This is a genomic window from Desulfuromonas sp. DDH964, assembly GCF_001611275.1.
GTDB lineage: Bacteria > Desulfobacterota > Desulfuromonadia > Desulfuromonadales > DDH964 > DDH964.
This window is the reverse complement of the sequence record NZ_CP015080.1, coordinates 1,936,103-1,954,019: the sequence shown is the minus strand read 5'-3', so window position 1 is coordinate 1,954,019 and position 17,917 is coordinate 1,936,103. Positions and strand designations below refer to the sequence as shown.

Sequence of the window (17,917 nt, the reverse complement as noted above, 5' to 3'; positions counted from 1 at the left end):
GTTATTTGAGACGATGGGCATAGAGCGGGAATTGACTGCAGAGAGCACGGACCTCGCCCCGAATCCGCTTCAGTTCCGATTCGTTCTCCACGTTGGCCAGGGCCTGGGCGATCCAGTCGGCCACCTGCCCCATTTCGGCCTCCTTGAGCCCGCGGGTGGTGGTCGCCGGCGTTCCGATGCGAAAGCCGCTGGTGACGAAAGGAGAGCGGGTATCGAAGGGGACCGCGTTCTTGTTGACGGTAATTCCCGCCTTTTCGAGGGTCGCCTCGGCCACCTTGCCGGTGAGCTCGGTTCCGGAGAGGTCGACCAGCATCAGGTGATTATCGGTCCCCCCGGAGACCAGGTTGAAACCACGCTCGAGCAGGCCGGCCGCCAACGCTTTGGCGTTCTTGACCACCTGTGCCGCATAGGTCCTGAATTCCGGTTGCAACGCCTCGCGAAAGGCCACCGCCTTGGCGGCGATAACGTGCATCAGCGGTCCACCCTGGATCCCGGGGAAGATATTGCTGTTGAGTTTCTTGGCGTATTCTTCGCGGCAGAGTATCATCCCACCACGGGGGCCGCGCAGGGTCTTGTGGGTGGTGGTGGTGACGAACTCGGCGTAGGGAACCGGGTTGGGGTGCTCGCCGGCGGCGACCAGGCCGGCAATATGCGCCATATCAACCATCACCACGGCCCCCACTTCGTCGGCGACGCGGCGGAAGGCTGCAAAATCGAGGGTGCGCGGGTAGGCGCTGGCGCCAACGACGATCAGCTTCGGCTGGTGTTCCCGGGCCAACTTTTCGACCTCGTCGTAATCGATGGTTCCGGTGTCGCGACTGACCCCGTAAGGGACGATATTGAAGAGCTTGCCGGAGAAATTGACCGGTGAACCGTGGGTCAAATGGCCGCCGTGGGCGAGATTCATGCCGAGAACGGTATCCCCCGGCTGGCAGACGGAGAAATAGACCGCCATATTCGCCTGGGAACCGGAGTGGGGCTGAACATTGGCATGTTCGGCGCCGAACAGCTGCCGGGCCCGGTCAATGGCGAGGTCCTCGGCGATATCGACAAATTCGCAACCGCCGTAATAGCGCTTGCCCGGATAGCCTTCCGCGTACTTGTTGGTAAGAACCGAGCCCTGCGCTTCGAGAACCTGCTCGCTGACAAAGTTCTCCGAAGCGATGAACTCCAGGCTGTATTCCTGACGCTCCGTCTCGCGGCGGATAGCACCGGCAATCTCGGGATCGAATTGGGCAAGAGTAAGAGACATGGGGAATCCTCCACGGGAAGACTGCACCGCGCCAGAGCGCGAAGTGCCGGAAAGTGAATGGGCAGGCCGCGAGCCTGCCCATCTGGTTGAATCGGTCCGGGCTAAAACCGCCCGCTGCGAAACTCGTCCTCAATCTGTGAAATCTTATCCAGACGCCGCTGGTGCCGACCTCCCTCGAAAGGGGTCTCGAGCCAGATCCGCAACATGGCCAGGGCCTGGTCGATCTGCAGGACCCGCCCTCCCATGACCAGGACATTGGCATTATTGTGTTCCTTCGCCATCCGCGCGGTGAACTCGTCACTGACCAGGGCCGCCCGCACCCCGGGAAACTTGTTGGCGACAATCGACATCCCGATGCCGGTTCCGCAGATCAGGATCCCCTGGTCCGATTCACCGCGGGCGATGGCCCGCGCGACCTTTTCGGCATAGTCGGGATAATCGACCGATTCACCTTTCATGGCACCGAGGTCACTCACCTCGATGCCGCGCGCAACCAGCTCCTGCCGGATGGCGTCTTTCAATTCGAGACCACCATGATCGCTGGCAAGAAGAATCATCACGTCCTCAAACCTTCCGGAACAGGAGGGTGGCATTGGTACCACCGAACCCGAAGGAGTTGGAAAGGGCCACCTTAACCTGCGCCTGACGGGCGGAATTGGGGACGTAATCGAGATCGCATTCAGGATCGGGCTCCTGATAGTTGATGGTCGGCGGTACCGCGCCGCGCTCCATCCCGAGCAGGGTGAAGACCGCCTCGAGACCACCGGCGGCGCCGAGGGCGTGGCCGGTCATGCTCTTGGTCGAACTGACCATCAATTTTCCGGCGTGGCCACCGAAGACGCTCTTGATCGCCATCGTCTCGTAGAGATCGTTGAAGTGGGTCGAGGTCCCGTGGGCGTTGATGTAGTCGACCTCTTCCGGGTTGACGCCGGCCGTCTTCAGGGCCATCTTGATGCAGCGTGCGGCCCCTTCACCGCCCGGAGCCGGCGCGGTCAGGTGGTAGGCGTCGCCGGTCAGACCATAGCCACAGACCTCGGCATAGATCTTTGCCCCGCGCGCCTTGGCCGCTTCGAATTCTTCGAGGATGACGATTCCGGCCCCTTCCGCCATGATAAAACCATCCCGTCCCTTCTCGAAGGGGCGACTGGCGCCCGTCGGATCATCGTTGCGGGTGGACAGGGCTTTCATGACATTGAAGCCGGCAATGCCAAGGGGCGTAATCGTCGATTCGGTCCCCCCGGCGATCATGGCATCGGCGTCACCGCGCTGGATCATCCGGAAGGCATCCCCAATGGAATGGGTGCCGGTGGCACAGGCGGAAACCGAGGAGACATTCGGACCCTTGGCGCCGTAACGGATGGAGATATGCCCGGGTGCCAGGTTGATGATCAGCATCGGGATAAAGAAAGGCGAAATCTTCTTGTAGCCATTTTCGAGCATCGCCTCATGGTAACGCTCGATGGCGGGCAGGCCTCCCAACCCGGCGCCGACCAGTACTCCGACCCGCTCGGCATTCTCGTCGGTAATCTGCAAACCCGAATCCTGCATCGCAAGCTCGGCCGCGCCGAGGGCATACTGGATAAAGAGATCCATCTTCTTGATCTCTTTTTTGTCGATGAAGTCTTCCGCGTTGAAATCCTTGACTTCCCCGGCAATCTGGGTCGGCAGATCAGAAGCATCAAAACGGCTGATGCGGTCGATGCCCGACTGGCCGTTCATCAGAGCGGACCAGTTCTTTTCATTCCCGGTGCCAAGGGCGGAGATAACTCCTACCCCGGTAACAACGACTCTACGCATGGTTCTCTCGTTCCTCCGTGAAGGCCGGTATCGATGCAGGCTGAACTAGCGTCTGCAAGCTGCCTGAAACAGCAGGGATCAAGTCCGAAGGTTTCTGCACCCCAGCGGGAGCATACCGGGAGAAGAGAGCCACGGCCCCCTTCCCCCGGGCTAACCACTCAGGAGTGCTCGCCGATGTAGTCAACGGCATCCTGGACGGTCTGGATCTTTTCGGCATCTTCATCGGAAATCTCGATGTCGAACTCTTCTTCCAGAGCCATCACCAGTTCTACTGTGTCCAGAGAATCGGCACCGAGATCGTCCATAAAAGACGCTTCGTTGGTGACCTGCTCCTCGTCGACGCCGAGCTGCTCGGCAACAATCTGCTTGACCCTTTCCTCAATCGAAGCCATTTGCTTCACCTCCTTGTTTGAATGTTCGAGCCGATCAGCGATCGGTCTGAATCCGGGTTAAAGGTTGGCTACATGTACATGCCGCCGTTCACACCCAGCACCTGTCCGGAAATGTAGCCGGCCTGGTCACTGGCAAGAAAGGCGACGCTGAAGGCGATATCCTCGGGGGTCCCAAAACGCCCGAGAGGAATCTGGCTGACCAGTTCCTCACGAGCCTTCTCGGGCAGGGAGTCGGTCATGTCGGTGACGATAAAACCGGGCGTAATGGCGTTGACCGTCACGTTGCGGCGAGCGAGTTCACGGGCCACGGATTTGGTCAGGCCGAGCAGTCCGGCCTTGCTGGCGCAATAGTTCGCCTGCCCGGGATTCCCCATTTCGCCGACGACCGAAGAGATATTGATAATCCGCCCGAATTTCTGCTTGCTCATCACCTTGGCAGCCGCCCGCGTGCAGAGAAAAGCACCCTTGAGGTTGGTGTCGAGAACGGCATCCCAATCCTCTTCCTTCATCCGCAGCAGCAAGCCATCCCGGGTGATCCCGGCATTGTTGACCAGAATATCGACGCGGCCGAAGTGCTCCATCGCCGCTGCGATCAATTGCTCCGCATCGGCGGCTACGGCAACGTCGGCGGCAACAGCCAGGGCCGAACCACCGGCGGCAACGATTTCTGCGATCAGGGAATCAAGGGCATCAACGTTGCGGGCCGAGGCGACAATCCGGGCACCGCGACCGGCGAGGTCGAGAGCAATGTGCCGTCCGATTCCCCGGGAAGCTCCGGTGACAACGGCAACCTTATCAGTCAACAGCATCGTAGCCGATTCCTTTCCGATCCTCAGAATACCTTGAGACTGGAGCAATCTTCAACATTCTGCGTCGTTACCCCCTTGGCAATGCGCTTGACCAGGCCGGAAAGAACCTTGCCGGGGCCGATCTCGACGAAGCGGTCCACGCCGAGTTCGACCATGGCCTGCACCGATTCGTCCCAGCGGACCGGCGCACTGACCTGGGAGACCAGCAAATCCCGGACCCGGCTCGCATCCCGGTTGGGGAGCGCTTCGACATTGCTCACCACGGGGAGCTGAAGCTCCGCAACGGTAATCCCCGCCAGCACCTCGCGCAAACGGAGACCGGCCGGTTCCATCAGAGCGCAGTGGAAAGGAGCAGAAACCGGCAGCGGCAGCGCCCGCTTGGCACCCCGTGCCTTGGCAAGCTCCATGGCGCGCTCGACAGCACCGGCGTGACCGGCTATGACCACCTGCCCGGGGCTATTGAAATTGGCCGGGGAAACGATCTCGCCCTGCGCCGCCTCATTACAGACCGCGTCGAGATCAGCCCCCTCCAGACCGAGGATCGCGGCCATGGAGCCGACCCCCACCGGGACCGCCTCCTGCATAAAACTGCCGCGCAACCGAACGGTCCTTAGTGCATCCCCGAAATCGAGGGCCCCGGCACAAACCAAGGCCGAATATTCCCCCAGAGAATGCCCGGCGGCGAAATCGGCGACCAGCCCGGTCTCCTGCTGCAAAACCCGCAGGGCGGCAATACTCGTGGCGAGAATAGCCGGTTGGGTATTGGTCGTCAACTTGAGGTCTTCTTCCGGCCCCTCGTAGCAAAGCCTGGACAAGGCAAAGCCGAGGGCTTCATCGGCTTCGGCAAAGGCCTCCCGTGCTGCCGCAAAATTGGCCGCGAGCTCTTTGCCCATGCCAGCGTACTGAGATCCCTGTCCGGGAAAGACAAACGCAATCATAGATATGACAACTCTCCTGAAGAATAGACGGGACGCCTACCAGCGCACCAGGGCGGAAGCCCAGGTCAAGCCCCCCCCGAAGGCATCCAGCAGGACAAGATCCCCGGCGGCAATCCTTCCGGCGCGGTTCGCTTCATCCAGGGCAATCGGAATCGAGGCGCCGGAGGTATTGCCGAAGCGCTCGACATTAATAAAGACCTGGTCATCGCGCAAACCGAGACGCTTGGCGGTGGCATCGAGAATCCGCTGGTTGGCCTGGTGCGGGACGAAAAGATTGACGTCAGCGGCGGTGTATCCGTTTGCCGTCAGGGCCTCCATCGCAACCTCGTGGAGGGAGCGAACAGCGATCTTGAAAACCTCGTTTCCCTGCATCTTCAAAAAGGGGAGACGGGCGGCAATCCCTTCCACGGAGGGGGGATTGGCAGAACCGAACCCGGGCTGATAGAGGAGCTCCCAATAACTGCCATCGGCATGCAGGTGGGTCGAGAGGACTCCAGACTCGCCTTCCTGCGCTTCGATTACGACCGCGCCGGCACCGTCACCGAAGAGCACACAGGTATTGCGATCTTCCCAATCGACCAGCCGGGTCAGGATTTCCGCACCGATGACAAGTGCCCGCCGCACCCGGCCGCTTTCAACCTGGGCCACCGCATTGGAGAGCGCATAGAGAAAACCGCAGCAGGCGGCGGAGACGTCAAAGGTAGCCTGCCCGCGAGTCCCAAGCTTATGCTGGACCAGACAGGCGGTTGCCGGCCAGGGGTAATCACCACTGATGGTACCGACCACGATCAGGTCAAGATCATCCGGTTGCAGCCCCGCCATATCCAGGGCCCGCCTGGCGGCATGGGTTGCAATGTCGGATGTCGTTTCCCCTTCGGCGGCGATATGGCGCTCGCGAATCCCGGTGCGGGTCACGATCCATTCGTCGGTGGTGTCGAGGAATTTTTCGAGATCGGAGTTGGTCAGTATCTTTTCGGGCACATAGGACCCGGTGCCGATGATACGCGCTTTGATCAATACTCAGCTCCTTCCCCAGAGGCACCGCCGACTTCGCCCTGTTGCAACTGGGTCGCGAGACGACCGTGCACATTCTGCAGGACGGCTTCCCGTGCCATATGAATGGCGTTCTTGATCGCCAGAACACTCGAGCCGCCGTGGCAGATCATCCCGGTCCCCTCGATGCCAAGCAGGGGAGCGCCGCCGTATTCCGCATAATCCACCCGCTTGCGAAAAGCACGCAAAGCCGGACGAGCCATCAGAAATCCGAGCTTGGCGAAAAAACGACCGCCAATTTCCCGTTTCAGCATGGTGAAGATGGCCTCGGCCAGCCCCTCGGAAACCTTGAGAACGACATTGCCGACAAAGCCGTCACAGACGACAACGTCAACCTTGCCGTTATAAATGTCGCGGCCCTCGATATAACCGAGATAATTAAAGGGCGCCGTGCTCAGCAGGCGGTGGGCGTCGCGGGTCAGCTCATTCCCCTTGGTCGCTTCCTCCCCGTTGGAGAGAAGGCCGACCCGGGGACGCTCCTTGCCCAGCACCTGGCGGGCGTAGACCTCCCCCATCAGGGCGAATTGGGCCAGATGCAACGGTTTGCAGTCGACATTCCCTCCGACATCGAGGACCAGGGTCTGGCTGTCCAGGTTGGGAACGATCGTCGCGATTGCCGGCCGGTCAATCCCTTTCACCCGCTTCAGGACAAACATGCCGGCTGCCATCGTCGCCCCGGAGTTCCCGGCGCTGACCACTGCCGAAGCCGATTTCTGCAGCACCAGGTTGAAGGCTACGCGGATCGACGAATCCTTCTTCTTGCGCACGGCATCGGAGGCCGAATCGTGCATCCCGACCACTTCGCTGGCATGGTGGATGGTGATGTCGAGATTCCGGATGTCGAATTTTTCGAGTTCGGCGGCAACCCGGGCCCTGTCGCCGACCAGAACAATCGGGATATTCCACTCCCGCGCGGCGGCAACGGCCCCTTCGACCTCCACGGCAGGTGCGTTGTCCCCTCCCATGGCGTCCACCGCAACGATGATGCGCTCTTTCAAGTCAGTCCCCTGCTGTTATTCTTCGCTGGAGATGACTTCTTTACCTTTATAGGTCCCGCAACTCGGGCAAACGCGGTGGGGCTGTTTCGGTTCTTTGCACTGGGGGCAGAGCGAAATACCAGGAGCGTTTACGGCGTCATGGGCACGCCGCATGTCGCGTTTTGATTTGGAAGTCTTTTTCTTAGGTACCGCCATGATTCTATTCTCCTTGTGCCGGTCAATGCCGGGTTTTGATCTATTCAGGGGCCGAAACCGGCGCGTGCCGGGCCAGACACTCTTTCCAGCTCTAGCTACGCCCTGAGCCGTTATCCTCACTATTGATCTTAAACTCGCGCAGGCTGCCGAACTTGCTGTTGAAAATCGGCGCCTCGCAACCACACTGCTCACGATTCAGGTCGGCGCCGCACTGGGGACAGAGCCCCAGGCATTCAGGCCGGCAGAGCGGCCGCAGAGGCAGAGCCATGATGACCTGCTCCTGAATCGCCTCGCGCAAATCGATCTCATCGCCGGTAAATGGAATAAGTCCCATCTCCTCGGCTGAGAGCTCCAGCTCCGCGCCATCCTCTTCGTCCACGATCTCCGGCAGTTCCCGGCTGAAGGTGACGCAAAACCTGGCATCCAGAGGGAGCGAGACATCTTCCAGACAGCGCCCACAGGGGATCCGGGCTGCGGTCTGAACCGCTCCCTCGATCTCGACCAGACCGGCGACCCGCTGTACCCGACCGCTGACAACGATCGGACCGTCAAAACTGACTTCGCCCTGCAACTGCAGCTCCTCAAGAGCGGGAAAGGACTCCGGAGGCTCACTGAAGTCCAGGAGAAGCCCCTGGTCCTTGATATCGTCAACGCGAAGCTGCAACACCTGTGCGCCTTTCTCGCCCCGCAAAGAGCGGCCAGTATAAAGACTGCCCCCTGCTTGTCAAGGGAAATTCCTCCCCTCCAGCCCCATCGGAGGCTTCTGTATTAGCCTAATACCGGGGAATTTGCAAGGACAATTTTCCCCTGCCGCAGGCCGGCTCTTGCTTGCAATCAGGATGCATATAAGGTAGAAAATTTCTTCCCCACGGTCAGGAGATATCAGTCATGGAAAACCGGGCAATCGGCCGCGCGCTTTGTCGGCTCCACCGCATCATGGAAATCCTTCGCAGCCCCGGGGGGTGCCCCTGGGATGCCATGCAGACGACAGCTTCACTGAAACCTTACCTGCTGGAAGAGGTCTACGAACTCCTGGAAGCGCTGGATGGGGGAGATCCGCTCCAGATCAAGGACGAACTGGGTGATCTCCTGTTGCAGATCGTCTTTCATGCCCAGATCTTTGCCGAAGAGGAAATCTTTGACCTCGCCGCTGTCGCCAATGGTATCAGTGACAAACTCGAACGCCGCCACCCTCATGTCTTTGCGGACAGCCCCCTTACGACGATTGACGAACTCAACCAGCAGTGGGACCAGATCAAGCGCAAGGAAAAGCCGAACCACAGCACGGAAAGAAATCTTCTCGACGGGATCCCCAAGGATCTTCCCGCTCTCGCCCGCGCCGCCAAATTCCTTGAACGCGCCAGTCGAAAATCGGTTTTGGCACCGGAGGCGCCCCAGGACGTGCTAACCCTTGAGAACCGGTATCGGCCGCTGGTGGACGCCGCCGCCAATGCCAACGATGCATCACGCCTCGAAGCAGCCTTCGGAGAATTCATTTTAGCTACAGTTGCCTGGGGCCGGACCGCGGGGCTGGATGCCGAGCAGGCATTGCGGCAGGCCCTCAACCGGCACGCCGGAAAGCCTGCTCAAAACCTCGCTTCACACCCCTAAAATGGCTCCGGCAAAGGTTCCCTAACTGGACTTCAAGAGTCCTCCCCCCCCCTTCCGTCCCTTTACCCGGAATGGTCAAAATTTCCTGAGGCTGGAAAAACCCAGGCGCTTCAACCCCCTGCTCCCCTTGTCCACAAATACTGTGGAAAACCTGTTCAAAACCTTGTTGATTACCTCCCCTGTTCCTGCGAACTCAGGCCACTTGTCTCCTTGCCTAGATTTTGGGCACTTTTTTTCTAGTTATTTTTCGGCTACTTACAATTCACATACCGAGTTTCACAAATCCCGGGAGTTATCCCCCGGGAATATTCCCGGATTTGGCAATACGCAGAAAAATACCCGGATATTCTTCCGGGAGACTCCAGAAACGAGGTCGGTCAGAGAGTTTGCTGGATCAGGGGGAGAGGACGAGCAGGGGATAAAGGTCGTCGCCGGACCGCGCTGCGACGGAAACCGTCGACCAGGGTCGGTCACCTGCGTGGGAAGATACCACCCGCTCGGTCAGGGAGGGGGAGACCTCCAGGGGATGGTGCGGGTTCGACCGGTCACTGACGACGGCCTGGGATATAAAAACAATCCCCAAAACCATCGGCAATGCGATATTGGCCAGAAAATGCATGGCCAGCCCACGGGAACGGCCCCAGGCGCGTTTCATGGCGGTCAGGCGAAAGAATTCCTCGTCGCGAAGATATCGCACCAGGGAGACAACAACAACATGGAGGGAAAAGAGTCCCAGCACCAGGTAACTTTTCATCGGCGCCTCCCGAATGCGTTCTGTCTTGCTTTACTTTACCCCATCCTGCGAAAAAGAACAGTAGCGCCGGATACCAGCCCTCCATGCATTTTCCAGCGGGCAAGATATGCCTCAATTCTCGGTCAGGAAGTGCTTCTCGTAGAGGTCCTCCAGTTGCTGCAGGTGCCGGCTTTCATCGTTGGCAATCCGGGTGAAGAGATCTCCCATCGGCGCCCCGCTGCACCCCCTGGCCATTCGCCGGTAAAAATCGAGGGAACTCTTTTCGAGATGAATGGCATAGGCGAGGGCCTGGCGGCCATCCGCATCGGCATTCAGGCTCTTTTTTTCGAGAACGTAGTCAAGGTTCATGGTCGGCACCGGCGCCGCGAGAGCATCTCCGGCCAGTTGCCCTTCGATCAGGGCCTTTTCGAGCTGGAACTTGTGCTCCAGTTCATCGAGGGCGGCATCCCTGAGTATTTCCTGAGCCGCCTTGTCGCGCACGATCCGCAACGCCTCAAAGTAGTGGCGGAAGCCTTCCTGCTCCATCTTGACCGCCATTTCAAGGGCCGCTTCAAAGGTGTAACAAACCTGAGCCGACTGAGTCATGCAACCTCTCCCTCAATTCAATAGATGACGATGTAACCATGCCGGTCGGCAATACGCGAAATTTCCAGGACGTCCGAAATCTGATAGTCAACGCCATCGAGACGAAACAGAAAACCGCCTTCCGGGAGTTCCTCGGCGAGGCTGATCAGATATTCAAAACTAGCCGTTTTGATCGTTTCCATACGAATTCCCGTCATTTCGATTTGTCACCGTATAATATCTGAATACCACATCGATGGGCGCCAGACAACCACCCTCCCAACTTGGAGAAAAACCCGGCGGCCAGCCGGCAGCAAGCCCCAGATCGAGGCCCGCTCACTTCTCCGCATTCAACCCGGATGGAACCCGGATGGAAAAATTGCCAAATCGACGCGGATATGCTATCAACAATCGCCTGAAATTCAGGACGTGTTCCCGGGAATTGTAATTAAGCCTATGCGCACCCCGCTACCCCTCATAATTTGCCTGCTCTGGTTCCTGCTTGCCCCCCTTGGCGGTTGCCAGCCCCACGAGGAGGACCGCCTCACTGCGGCATCCCGGCCGCAAACCATTCGGCCGGCCAGTCATCAGGAGCTGGAGGATTTCTTTGCCAGCCACAACTACGGTTGGAGCACGGTCCTCGAAGGTGTCCCCCCCTTCATCCTGGAGACTCTGCCAACCGACCTTCACCGGGTGGAGCGAGTAACTGAGAAGAAGCATATCTTCTTCCTCTCCCTGTTGCCGATGGTACTTCTTGCCAACGAGGAGATTAGCGCCCAACGGGCCCAGGCCGAAGAACTCCTGCACCGGCTGGAGCGGGACGGTCAACTTTCGCCGGAAGAGAACTCCCAGCTCCTGGGACTGCAGCGGGAGTATGCCGTGGAAGGCGACCTCTATCTCGACCCCGAATTGCGTCGTGAGCTGCTGGAACGGATTGATGTCATTCCGCCTTCTCTGGTCCTGGCCCAGGCGGCCACGGAATCGGCCTACGGGACGTCGCGCTTTGCCCGCCGCGCCAACAACCTCTTCGGCGAATGGACCTTTCTCCCCGGCACCGGCCTGGTCCCGCTGGAACGTCCCGAAGGAGCAACCTACGAAATCCGCCGTTTTCCGAACGTGGCCGCTTCCCTTCATTCCTACCTGCGGAATATCAACACCCACTGGGCCTATCGCGACTTCCGCCACAAGCGGGCGCAAATCCGCGCTGCCGGCAAGCCCCTTCGCGGTCTGGACCTGGCCGAGGGTCTCGACCGTTATTCGACCCGCGGCCTCGACTATGTCAAGGAGTTGCGGGAGATTATTCTCCGCAACCGGCTCACCCGCCTCTCGGCGGCCTCGCTAAGACCGGCACCCGCTGGCGACGTCGGCAATGCCAAGGGCCTCCTCTCTTCCCCATCCTTCAGCCGCCGTCCGCGCCCTGCCGCGGCTGAAACCACGGCTGACTGAACCAGTACCACCCTCCGGCCTTACCTGGAGCCGTCAGCGTATATTTATTGCGCCGACCGCCAAGGGGCCCGGCAGCCGTAACCAGAAACTCCCCGGGCGCCCCTTCCACCGCAATCACCTGACACCGGTTCTCCCCCTGGACAAAACAGCGAAGGCCACCCAGGTCAGCATTGGGGGCGTCGATGCGCACCCGCAATCGGGGCGGGTTTTCCGAACCGCTCACCAGCGGTGTTCCAGGGGCCAGTACCGTGACCGGCAGCGCCCTCATTCCGGCCTTGCCCCGGAATTCCGCCAGGGTGGCATAGGCGCCCCCCATGGGAAACCGTGGCAGCGCAAAACGCTCGCTGCCGGTCCAGACCACTCCCGACTGCTGGCTGGTTGCCGCCGCAAAGCCGAGCTCCCGGACCAGGTCCTGCAAGGCGGGCGAATATTCACCGAAGGGATAGGCAAAGAGCCGGGGCGTCAGGCGCAGCTCCCGGATTAGGGCCTGCTGGGCACGCTCGATGTCGGCTGCTACCCGGGAACGCCAGGTCGCGTGATCTTCTCCCGGCCGAGTCTCGAGCAGGTAGGCATGACTGGCACTGTGGTTCCCGATCTCCACCCCCTCGGCGGCAAGCCCGCGCAGTTCATCCCAGCTCAGGTAGTCGGCAGCGCCGACTGCGTCGGTGTTGACAAAAAGAGTGACCGGGAATCCAAAACGGCGCAGCAGCGGCATCCCCCCCGTGAGAAAGGAGGTATAGGCGTCATCCACGGTCAGCGCGACGCACCCCTGGGGCAGAGGTTCCCCGGCATCGAGACGCCGCACGATTTCGCCCAGGGCCAGCACCGGCCGCTTTTCCGCCTTGAGCCAGGCGAGCTGGGCGGCAAAGACCTCCAGGTCGATATTGGTCGAAGGATGCCTGACGTCACCGAAGCGGTGGTAGATGAAGACAACCGCCTCGTTCGATGGCGCGGGCAGGGAAAGCGCGGGGGCGGACATTAAGATGCTGGCGATAAGGAACAGCAGGAATGGCAGAAGGGTCAGGACCCGCATTATTCACCCGCCCCTTTTTGCACGCGACTGCGCAGATAACGGCGAATCCGGTTGCGGGCGCGGGGGGTAACCGCCCACTCCAGCCACTTGGGGAGAACTGCCGGGCCTTCTCCCCGTTCAATCGCGACCTGGTCACCGTCCATCAGGCGCGACGTGAGCAGCCGGGTCTGGCCGTTGATCCGGGCTCGGACTGCATGCAAACCGAGCTCTTCATGGATATCAAAAGCGAAATCGAGGGCGCTGCTCCCTTCCGGCAGGGTACGAATCTCCCCGCGCGGCGTGTAGACCTGAATCGAGGCCGAAGCCAGGCGCAGGCTTTCGGTATCGAAAGCGGACTCCCCTTCGAGCAGGGATTGCATCAGCTCGCGGAAATTGGCGCGGCGAAATTCGAAACCGGGAGCGAGAACGCCAGCTTCGTTGAAACGGGCCAGCTTGCGGGTGGTGATTTCCACCCGGATCCGGTTCTCCCCGGCCTGGACTGTCGTTTTCAGGGCCTGGTAGCCGAACTGGGACGGAACATTGAGGTGATCCCGCAGTTTCCCGGGAATCGGCGGATAGAGGCTGTGCAGCAGACCGAGGGCCAGATAGGCATCCATGGTGCGATCCACCTGCATCTCCAGGGTATAGAGGGTGGTCAGCCCCCGTCCCATCGCCTGCGCCCCGGCGATGGAGAAGGGGCGCCAGCGGTCGCGCAGCAGGACGTGGATGCGGTGATGCTCACAGCTGTTATTGATCTCCGCCCGGATTTTGCGCAGGGCCGGCTCGAAGCGCTGTTGGGCCTGAACGATGACCGCCCGGTAGCGCTCGGCACGGCGCGGGTAGAGGATCGCCAGCGACAGGGCATCGAGTTCCGAGGCGACCAGCCCCATGCCGAGGTGACGCGCCAGCGGCACATAGATGGAACGGGTCTCCTCGGCGATCAGCGATTGCTTTTGCGGGTTCAGAGCACTGATCGTCTGCAGGTTGTCCATGCGGTCCCAGAACTTCAGGCAGAGGACCCGGACATCCTCAATGGCCGCCAGCAACTGCTTGCGATAGGTCTTCTCCTTCAGCGCCTGGCGGTTCAGTCGTTCGTCGGCCGCTTTGGTCAGCCCATTGACCAGCAGCGCCACCTCCGAACCGAACTGGCTCTCCACCTCTTCCAGGGTGACCGGGGTATCCTCGACCACATCGTGGAGTATTGCCGCCATGATCGAATCGAAATCCATCCAGTGCCGGGCGGCAAGATGGGCCACCCGCAGCGGATGATAGAAGTAGGGCTCTCCCGACTTGCGGACCTGGTCGGCGTGAGAGGCACGCGCCAGTTCGAGGGCTCGCTGCAATACATCGATGCCACGATCAAGTTCGGTCTCGCTGAGCCCGCCCCCGTAATGGGTGACCAGCAATTCCATGATTTCGTTGATCAGGCGGAGTTGCTGGCGATCCACCTGATGTGCCTGCGGATTATCCATTAACGGTCCTGAAAATGAGATTGCGGTTCTGCGAACGTTTCATCTTAGTCGAGACAGGTACCTCCGGCAAGCCGTTATCCGGGGGGCCAGCCGAGGTCGCGGCCACCGAGGAGGTGAAAATGGATATGCCAGACCACCTGCCCACCCGCCTCGTTGCAGTTATTGACAATGCGGAAGCCGTCATCGGCAAAACCGAGATCATGGGCCACCTTCCCCGCCACCTGGTAGATGTGGCCGACGAGCTCATTGTCGGCGGTGGTCAGGTCGAGGGTGGTACGGATGTGCTTGCGCGGCACCAGGACATAGTGATGGGGCGCCTGAGGATTGATGTCGATCAGGGCCACCACCTTGTCGTCCTCGTAGACACATTTGCCGGGGATTTCACCGGCGAGAATCTTACAAAAGATGCAGTTGTCCACTATCATCGCTCCTTTCCTGTGAGCTTTGAGGGGGGATCCCCCGCGTCTCTTCAAGAGGGATAACATGCCAGCGATCCCGGGCCGCCCGTTTCAGGAGCTGCTCGTCGTGGCTGAACAGAATGACCTGGTGCTCACTGCTCAGGCGCTCCAGCATCTTCAGCGCCTCGGCCATGCGGAAGCGGTCAAGGTTGACCAGCGGATCGTCCAGAATCAGCGGCAGATGGCGATCCCGGGCCAGGCGCCGCGTGAGCGCCAGTCGAACCGCCAGCTGACAGGCGTCGATGGTGCCGCGGCTGAAACGCTCCAGGGGTTGCCAGCTGTTTCCCTTGCCCCGCAGGGAGAAAGAAAAATCGTCGTGGCAGCGCACCTCGGCATAGCGACCGCCGGTAACCAGGCGCAGCGAATGGCCGAGCTCTTCAGCAAATCGGTTGAAATGTTCCTGATGATATTCTTCGACGGCGCCAGCAAGGAGATCGATACTCAGGGCGAGCAGATCGCGACGCCGCAGGAGCTGAGCCTCCTCGCTGCGCCGCCGGGCAATTTCGGCATCGAGTTGCTCGGCGGCAAGCAGCTCTCCCTGCAGCGCCGCCTCGGCTTCCACCAGCCGCAACAGCTCCGCTTCGTGCTCGGCGATTTGCCGGCCTAAGGCCTCCAGGCGCCCCTCGGCCTCCGGCAGTTCCGCCAGCGGCAGCAAATTGGCCGGCGGTGCCGGGCTCGCCGCGACCACGGCTGCAGAGCCGGGGCTGGCTGGGGCCGATCGTAGCTGCAATTCGTTCTCGATCGCCTGCAGCTGTTCACCGATGCGGCGGGCACGCTCCAGGTTTTTCTGCATCCGTGCCACTTCCACCGCAGAGGGGGAAAGACCAAGGGCTTCAAAAGCTTCGTCGAGGGCGGCCAGTCGCTCCTGCGCCGCTTCCCGCTCCGCCTCGACCTCCCGCCCTTCCTTCTCAAGTTCCTGGCGCCTGCGCCTGGTGGTCGCGCCCTTGCGCAGTAACAGGCCCCAGCAGGTGCCCAACACGCCCGCCACCGTCGCCAGCACTGCCCACAGCCAGTCCGGAAACAGCCAGGCGGCGCTCAGGGCCAGCAGTATGGCGATAGCGCTAATGCTTCCCAGGGCAACCCAGGGAAGGCGCGGCAACTTGAGTTGCGCCTGCCGCAGCCGCGTCGCTTCGCTGCCGATCGTCACCAGCTCCTGGCGGATCCCGTCCGCAGTTTCGAGCAGGGGCGGTAACTCGGAGGGAATCGGGTCCGGAAGTCCCGTTTGGCGATAGTCCCGGCGCAACCCCTCCCGCTCCTTGAGGAGTGCGGCCACATCTGCCGAAGGAACGACCGGTGGCACCGCGGTCGCCTCCCCGGCGCCGATGCGCCGCCATTGCTGGTGCGCCCAGGCCAGATACTGCCGCCCCTGCTCGTGATCGCTCCGTTCCTGGGTCAGGTTTTCCCGCAGTTCCCCGATTCGGCCATGCAATTCGGCGGCGGCGGCAAGATGCCGGGCGGCGTCAGCCTGTCGCTGCTCCAGCTCCGCCAGCTCAGCGCGAAGGATCTCGAGCTGGCGATCCTTGGCGCGATCTCGTCCCCAGGGGTTAATCCGGGTCAGGGCAAAATATTCGTCGCCAAGAGTGCTCAATACCTCCTGGTAATCCGTATCGACGGCACCGGTCAGGAGGCTGCGCACCCGTGCCGCGAACCCCTCGCCCCCGCCAAAACCGAGGGCCCCCTGGCCAAAGAAAAGAGACGCCCGGAAGAGTTCCTCGTCGGCCACCCCAAAAAGGCGTACCAGGCGCTCGAGGTAGTCGGCACGGGTGGCGCCGCGACCGCTGCAGGGAGCTTTTCCGGTAAAGCTGTCACGGACCTGGTAAAGATCATCCTGTTCGAGGAGTTCGGTATGGTCCGAAAGGAGGTCCCGCTCGATGCGCACCGTGCGGCCTGGAGTTTCAAGGACCAGGGCGGCCCGGCATTCGGCAGGACGCCCCCAGGGGCGAAAGCGTTCGGCTTTGCTGCTGCCAAAGAGAATCGCCGGAATCGCCTCGACCAGGGTCGACTTCCCCGCTTCGTTCGGCCCGACCACCAGGTTGAGCCCGCGGCGAAATTCAAAACTGCGCTCGCTGAAGCGTCCGAACTGCTTTAACTCGAGATGCCGCAGAATCATGACTCGGCTCCGCCGGATACCATCTGCAACCGGGTCAGAATTTCCCGCAGCGCTGCTTCCAGCAGCTCCTTCTCCCCTTCCCCGGCGCAGGCAAGACGCTCCAGCGCCCGGCGCAGACAGAGCCCGCGCACCGTATCCTCGGCGGCAAACCGGGCAACGAGGCGGCTGCCGGCCAAGCTGGTCTGGTCCTCCATGACCAGGAAAAAACTGGCTCCGGCGACCTGGTCCTCCAGGGCGGCAAGGTCAATCGGCTGTTCCACGGACCCACGCAGGACCAGGCGCAGAGCGGCTTCGGGCACCAACTCGGCACGTACCCGGGCAGCAAGAGCGGCGTCGTCCTCGCTGCCGCTCAGAACGATTTCCCGTTCCAGCAACAGCCGGCGATTGACCTTGAGTTGCCGCACCAGGCAGCTTTGCGGCTCGAGGTCAACCAGGGCCGCATGCCGCGCTCCGGTTTCGGTGAAATCGACCCCCTCTGCCCCCCCGGGACGACAGCCGTAGACGATCTCTTCCCGGCTCAGCAGCTCAAAGTCACCCCGACCACCGAGGGCCAGGTAGTCCGGGCGCCAGGTCCCGGAGAAGGGGGGAGGCAGCGCGTCGGGCGCTGCGCAGGCGACACCGATGTCGAAGCTCCCCGCGACAGGTGCCGGAGGTGTTGCGCCCGCCGTAACAAAACGCACCAGCCGGCCGTTGACCTCCAGGCTCGTAACCGCTCCGGAGGTTGAAAGGATGGTTCCGGGAAGGTCCTGACGCCGATAGACGGCGTCGGCACTCAGCCCGGTATCCCGGGGACCGGGGAGCACGACGGGATGAATGCCGGCGGCGCGCAGGGATTCGAGCCCGGCCACCACCCGCGCCAGGATCTCCCGCCGCGGGCGTGGCGTCGCAAAGAGATCCCCTGCGACCAGGAAAATCGAGGCCTGTTCCCGCCGGGCCACCTCCAGCACCTGCTCGAAGGTATGGAGAAAGTCCTCCCCCCGGGCCGCGGCGACGGCGCCAAAGCAGGAGTGGGGAGCGTCCAAAAACGGGCTGGCGGTGTGAAGGAGACGCAGCATC

General features: G+C 61.3%; 20 protein-coding genes. 2 read left to right on the top strand and 18 right to left on the bottom strand.

Annotation, left to right across the window (positions count from 1 at the left end):
* Position 1: 1 nt before the first annotated feature.
* From glyA to DBW_RS08860, 10 genes are all read right to left on the bottom strand, one after another.
* Complete coding sequence (gene glyA / locus DBW_RS08900; RefSeq protein ID WP_066727013.1) at positions 2-1,252, bottom strand: serine hydroxymethyltransferase; 1,251 nt, start codon at positions 1,250-1,252, stop codon at positions 2-4.
* 101 nt (positions 1,253-1,353) lie between these two features.
* Positions 1,354-1,809: a ribose 5-phosphate isomerase B gene (rpiB, locus tag DBW_RS08895; protein WP_066727011.1), complete on the bottom strand. Its 456-nt coding sequence runs from the start codon at positions 1,807-1,809 to the stop codon at positions 1,354-1,356.
* Positions 1,810-1,816: 7 nt separating this feature from the next.
* Entirely contained in the window at positions 1,817-3,049 is a 1,233-nt protein-coding gene (fabF, locus tag DBW_RS08890) for a beta-ketoacyl-ACP synthase II (RefSeq protein ID WP_066727009.1), read from the bottom strand.
* 158 nt (positions 3,050-3,207) lie between these two features.
* A complete protein-coding gene (acpP, locus tag DBW_RS08885) occupies positions 3,208-3,441 on the bottom strand; it encodes an acyl carrier protein (protein ID WP_066727007.1) in 234 nt (77 codons plus the stop codon).
* A 68-nt stretch (positions 3,442-3,509) separates the two neighbouring features.
* The gene (gene fabG / locus DBW_RS08880; protein ID WP_066727006.1) at positions 3,510-4,250 is read right to left on the bottom strand and encodes a 3-oxoacyl-[acyl-carrier-protein] reductase; all 741 of its coding nucleotides are present in this window, start codon (positions 4,248-4,250) and stop codon (positions 3,510-3,512) included.
* A 23-nt stretch (positions 4,251-4,273) separates the two neighbouring features.
* Positions 4,274-5,194 (bottom strand): ACP S-malonyltransferase, encoded by a 921-nt coding sequence (fabD, locus tag DBW_RS08875; RefSeq protein ID WP_066727005.1) that lies wholly within the window; start codon positions 5,192-5,194, stop codon positions 4,274-4,276.
* Positions 5,195-5,224: 30 nt separating this feature from the next.
* A complete protein-coding gene (locus DBW_RS08870; protein WP_066727001.1) occupies positions 5,225-6,205 on the bottom strand; it encodes a beta-ketoacyl-ACP synthase III in 981 nt (326 codons plus the stop codon).
* Positions 6,202-7,227, bottom strand: a complete 1,026-nt coding sequence (gene plsX / locus DBW_RS08865) for a phosphate acyltransferase PlsX (RefSeq protein WP_066729757.1) — start codon at positions 7,225-7,227, stop codon at positions 6,202-6,204. Before plsX ends, DBW_RS08870 begins: the two co-directional genes overlap by 4 nt.
* Before the next feature lie 27 nt (positions 7,228-7,254).
* Positions 7,255-7,434 carry a 50S ribosomal protein L32 gene (gene rpmF / locus DBW_RS18135; protein ID WP_082820271.1) on the bottom strand — a complete coding sequence of 60 codons (180 nt, stop codon included), beginning with the start codon at positions 7,432-7,434 and terminating at the stop codon, positions 7,255-7,257.
* Positions 7,435-7,525: 91 nt separating this feature from the next.
* Positions 7,526-8,101 (bottom strand): YceD family protein, encoded by a 576-nt coding sequence (locus tag DBW_RS08860; protein ID WP_197463765.1) that lies wholly within the window; start codon positions 8,099-8,101, stop codon positions 7,526-7,528.
* 221 nt (positions 8,102-8,322) lie between these two features.
* Here DBW_RS08860 and DBW_RS08855 point away from each other — a divergent pair, with 221 nt between their 5' ends.
* Positions 8,323-9,045, top strand: coding sequence for a MazG family protein (locus DBW_RS08855; RefSeq protein WP_066726997.1), 723 nt, complete (start codon positions 8,323-8,325; stop codon positions 9,043-9,045).
* Positions 9,046-9,439: 394 nt separating this feature from the next.
* Here DBW_RS08855 and DBW_RS08850 read toward each other — a convergent pair whose 3' ends face one another.
* The 3 genes from DBW_RS08850 to DBW_RS18770 form a co-directional block, all read right to left on the bottom strand.
* Positions 9,440-9,799, bottom strand: a complete 360-nt coding sequence (locus tag DBW_RS08850; protein ID WP_066726995.1) for a hypothetical protein — start codon at positions 9,797-9,799, stop codon at positions 9,440-9,442.
* 111 nt (positions 9,800-9,910) lie between these two features.
* The gene (locus DBW_RS08845; protein WP_066726993.1) at positions 9,911-10,384 is read right to left on the bottom strand and encodes a ferritin family protein; all 474 of its coding nucleotides are present in this window, start codon (positions 10,382-10,384) and stop codon (positions 9,911-9,913) included.
* Between the two features lie 17 nt (positions 10,385-10,401).
* Positions 10,402-10,566, bottom strand: a complete 165-nt coding sequence (locus DBW_RS18770; protein ID WP_197463764.1) for a hypothetical protein — start codon at positions 10,564-10,566, stop codon at positions 10,402-10,404.
* A 253-nt stretch (positions 10,567-10,819) separates the two neighbouring features.
* Here DBW_RS18770 and DBW_RS08840 point away from each other — a divergent pair, with 253 nt between their 5' ends.
* Entirely contained in the window at positions 10,820-11,809 is a 990-nt protein-coding gene (locus DBW_RS08840) for a glucosaminidase domain-containing protein (RefSeq protein WP_066726991.1), read from the top strand.
* On the opposite strand, the gene DBW_RS08835 is transcribed toward DBW_RS08840, so the two are convergent.
* From DBW_RS08835 to DBW_RS08815, 5 genes are all read right to left on the bottom strand, one after another.
* Complete coding sequence (locus DBW_RS08835) at positions 11,763-12,842, bottom strand: polysaccharide deacetylase family protein (protein WP_066726989.1); 1,080 nt, start codon at positions 12,840-12,842, stop codon at positions 11,763-11,765. The two genes, DBW_RS08840 and DBW_RS08835, sit on opposite strands and share 47 nt — an antisense overlap.
* Positions 12,842-14,293, bottom strand: a complete 1,452-nt coding sequence (locus tag DBW_RS08830) for an HD domain-containing protein (RefSeq protein ID WP_066726987.1) — start codon at positions 14,291-14,293, stop codon at positions 12,842-12,844. Before DBW_RS08830 ends, DBW_RS08835 begins: the two co-directional genes overlap by 1 nt.
* A 74-nt stretch (positions 14,294-14,367) precedes the next feature.
* The gene (locus tag DBW_RS08825) at positions 14,368-14,718 is read right to left on the bottom strand and encodes a histidine triad nucleotide-binding protein (protein WP_335339870.1); all 351 of its coding nucleotides are present in this window, start codon (positions 14,716-14,718) and stop codon (positions 14,368-14,370) included.
* A complete protein-coding gene (locus tag DBW_RS08820) occupies positions 14,690-16,861 on the bottom strand; it encodes an ATP-binding protein (RefSeq protein WP_066726983.1) in 2,172 nt (723 codons plus the stop codon). The genes DBW_RS08825 and DBW_RS08820 overlap by 29 nt, the downstream gene beginning before the upstream one ends.
* Positions 16,858-17,916, bottom strand: coding sequence for a metallophosphoesterase family protein (locus DBW_RS08815; protein WP_066726981.1), 1,059 nt, complete (start codon positions 17,914-17,916; stop codon positions 16,858-16,860). The genes DBW_RS08820 and DBW_RS08815 overlap by 4 nt, the downstream gene beginning before the upstream one ends.
* Between the last annotated feature and the right edge of the window lies 1 nt (position 17,917).

Bases quoted from the DNA above. Each gene is read 5' to 3' on its own strand.
- glyA (WP_066727013.1), bottom strand. From the start codon at position 1,252: ATGTCTCTTACTCTTGCCCAATTCGATCCCGAGATTGCCGGTGCTATC.
- rpiB (WP_066727011.1), bottom strand. From the start codon at position 1,809: ATGATTCTTCTTGCCAGCGATCATGGTGGTCTCGAATTGAAAGACGCC.
- fabF (WP_066727009.1), bottom strand. From the start codon at position 3,049: ATGCGTAGAGTCGTTGTTACCGGGGTAGGAGTTATCTCCGCCCTTGGC.
- acpP (WP_066727007.1), bottom strand. From the start codon at position 3,441: ATGGCTTCGATTGAGGAAAGGGTCAAGCAGATTGTTGCCGAGCAGCTC.
- fabG (WP_066727006.1), bottom strand. From the start codon at position 4,250: ATGCTGTTGACTGATAAGGTTGCCGTTGTCACCGGAGCTTCCCGGGGA.
- rpmF (WP_082820271.1), bottom strand. From the start codon at position 7,434: ATGGCGGTACCTAAGAAAAAGACTTCCAAATCAAAACGCGACATGCGG.
- DBW_RS08855 (WP_066726997.1), top strand. From the start codon at position 8,323: ATGGAAAACCGGGCAATCGGCCGCGCGCTTTGTCGGCTCCACCGCATC.
- DBW_RS08850 (WP_066726995.1), bottom strand. From the start codon at position 9,799: ATGAAAAGTTACCTGGTGCTGGGACTCTTTTCCCTCCATGTTGTTGTT.
- DBW_RS08845 (WP_066726993.1), bottom strand. From the start codon at position 10,384: ATGACTCAGTCGGCTCAGGTTTGTTACACCTTTGAAGCGGCCCTTGAA.
- DBW_RS18770 (WP_197463764.1), bottom strand. From the start codon at position 10,566: ATGGAAACGATCAAAACGGCTAGTTTTGAATATCTGATCAGCCTCGCC.
- DBW_RS08840 (WP_066726991.1), top strand. From the start codon at position 10,820: ATGCGCACCCCGCTACCCCTCATAATTTGCCTGCTCTGGTTCCTGCTT.
- DBW_RS08835 (WP_066726989.1), bottom strand. From the start codon at position 12,842: ATGCGGGTCCTGACCCTTCTGCCATTCCTGCTGTTCCTTATCGCCAGC.
- DBW_RS08830 (WP_066726987.1), bottom strand. From the start codon at position 14,293: ATGGATAATCCGCAGGCACATCAGGTGGATCGCCAGCAACTCCGCCTG.
- DBW_RS08825 (WP_335339870.1), bottom strand. From the start codon at position 14,718: ATGATAGTGGACAACTGCATCTTTTGTAAGATTCTCGCCGGTGAAATC.
- DBW_RS08820 (WP_066726983.1), bottom strand. From the start codon at position 16,861: ATGATTCTGCGGCATCTCGAGTTAAAGCAGTTCGGACGCTTCAGCGAG.
- DBW_RS08815 (WP_066726981.1), bottom strand. From the start codon at position 17,916: ATGCTGCGTCTCCTTCACACCGCCAGCCCGTTTTTGGACGCTCCCCAC.